Annotated in this window: 3 protein-coding genes; all 3 read left to right on the top strand. The window is 62.0% G+C overall.

Annotated elements, in window-relative coordinates; all coding sequences use genetic code 11:
* On the top strand, positions 1-1,413 hold a 1,413-nt coding region (locus tag BLU54_RS22875; protein WP_091913502.1), incomplete at its 5' end, for a phage tail tape measure protein.
* A 90-nt stretch (positions 1,414-1,503) separates the two neighbouring features.
* Complete coding sequence (locus BLU54_RS22870; protein WP_091913500.1) at positions 1,504-1,839, top strand: phage tail protein; 336 nt, start codon at positions 1,504-1,506, stop codon at positions 1,837-1,839.
* Positions 1,739-2,323: phage minor tail protein L (locus BLU54_RS22865; RefSeq protein WP_235838094.1), on the top strand; the 585-nt coding region annotated here is incomplete at its 3' end. The genes BLU54_RS22870 and BLU54_RS22865, both read left to right, overlap by 101 nt.

Genomic DNA, 2,323 nt, shown 5'->3' with positions numbered 1-2,323 from the left:
CTCGGCATATCGGCGGAGCAGCGTGCGCGAGACCTGGCGCAGATCGACGACAAGTATAAGGACCATAAGACGCCGTCGACGCACGCGAAGGCGGTCCACGACGACGCGTCGACCCGGATGCTGCAAAGCCTGCGAGAGCAAGAGGCCTCGGTTCGTGCGCAGTTGGGATTGGATGAAAAGCTGACCGGCTCGGCGAAGAAGCTGGCCGAGTTCAACCAGAAAATCGCCGATCTCAAGGGCAAGGACATCAAGACCGCCGAGGACAAGAGCCTACTGGCGGGGCAGGATGCGATCCGGTCGCAGCTCGAACGCAACGTCGCAGTCGAGAAGGAGTTGCGGCTGCAGGAGGAAAAGGGCCGGCTGGCGGAGCGCTCTGCCCAAATCCAAAGTCAGATTGAGTCGGGCCAAGCGACGCAGGCGGAGGGCTATCAGCGCACGCTGGACGCGTTCGGTATGGGCGCCGAGCAGGCGGAGCGCGTGAGGGCGATCAACCAGATCGCGAAGGAATTCGATCGCTACAAAGAACGGCTCGCCAAGGAGACTCCGAAAGACCTGCTCGGCTCTGAGCAGTATCAAGAAGAGCAGGCGGCGATAAGCCAGGCCATGGAGCGCTCGCTTTCGATGGCGAGCGATTACTACGACCAGCTCAAAGCAAAGCGTGGGGAGTGGTCCAACGGGATCTCGACGGCATTCGCCGATTACTCGGCTGACATCGCCAATCACGCGAGCATGGCGCAAGCGACCACGTCGGACATTCTGCGCTCGGGCGAGGACGCCTGGGTCGCCTACGCGACGACCGGCAAGCTCAGCATGTCGAGCCTGACCACCAGCGTCCTCGCGGACATCGCGCGGATACAGGCGCGGCTCGCTATCTCGAAGGGCGCTAGCGGGCTGATGTCGCTCCTGGGCAGCGGGACGTGGCTCGCTAACCTGTTCGGGCAGTCGTCGATTGCGCCGGGTGCCATTGCAGCGGCCAACGCAAGCGCTGACCCTATTGGGGGCTTGGCGACGATTCAGGGCTGGGACAGCGGCGGCTTTACCGGTATCGGTGGCAAGTATGAGCCGGCGGGCGTGGTTCACCGCGGCGAGTTCGTCTTCGATCAAGAGAAGACCGCACGTTATCGACCGCTGTTTGAGGCGATCCACGCCGGCCAGGGTCTGGGCGGCTGGCGAGGCTATGCGCAGGGCGGCTACGTTGGGCAGGGTGGTGCAAGTTGGGTATCGGGGGCACCTGCTATCCAATTGTCCATGCCCATCTCTGTCGTTGACGGAAGCGGCAATACGTCTCGCCTGCCAGCGACAAGCGACATGGGGCGGTTTGAGGCCACGATGCGGTCCCTCGTCACCGACCAACTAGGCCGCGAATTGCGGCCTGGTGGTGTTTTCTGGAAGGTTAGGAACGGACAAGCATGACCACCAACATTGCCCGCTTTCGCGGGCTTTTTCTTTTGGGCCGGGACTGATGCGCCATAGCAATAAGTTCCATCGGTTGAGAGAGGCGCCGTGACTATCGAGACATTCGGCTGGGACGTCGACGCGGGCCAATCCGGCGAAGTGACGTTCGGGGTCGACAAGGTGCAGTACGGCGATGGCTTCGCCCAGCGGACCGGGCAAGGCCTTAACGCCTGCGTGGCGGCTTGGCCTGTTTCGCTGACCGACTTCGCTGTCACGGTTTCGCCCATCGTCGATTTTCTCAATCGTCATAAGGGCGCGAGGGCGTTTATGTGGACGCCGCCATATGGCGACGCCGCGCTTTTCACATGCGGCAAGTATCGGGTTTCGCGGCGTGGCCCGCTGCTCACCATCGAAGCGACATTCGAGCAAACCTTCTCACCTTGATATGGGCATTCAAAACGACGTTCAGAAGCTTGAGCCGGGCGACAAAGTAACTTTGTTCGAGATCGACGCAACTGCATTCGGCGGCGATCTGCTTCGCTTTCACCCGCATGCGCAGTCCGAGCCAATCATCTGGCAAGGGCAGCCCTATAGCCCGTGGCCGGTGTCAGTTTCGGGGTTCAGTCGCAGCGGGGAGACCAAGCAAGCGACGCCGTCGCTTTCCGTTTCGAACCTCGACGGCACGATCTCGGCGATGTGCGCAGCGCTCGACGACCTGGTCGGCGCAAGGGTGCTTCGGCACTGCACACTCGCCAAGTATCTCGACGCGGCGAATTTCCCGAACGGCAACCCGACAGCAGATCCGAACGAGGAAATGCCGGTCGAGCTGTGGTTCATCGAGCAAAAGACGGCTGACACCGGCGACGAAGTCACCTTCGAGCTTTCTTCGCCGCTGGCGTTCGGGGGGCGGCAACTGCCGAACAGTGCA

The organism is Chitinasiproducens palmae (genome assembly GCF_900095735.1).
Lineage (GTDB): Bacteria > Pseudomonadota > Gammaproteobacteria > Burkholderiales > Burkholderiaceae > Chitinasiproducens > Chitinasiproducens palmae.
Note: the sequence above shows the minus strand (reverse complement) of the source record. Positions and strands in the feature narration are given on the sequence as shown.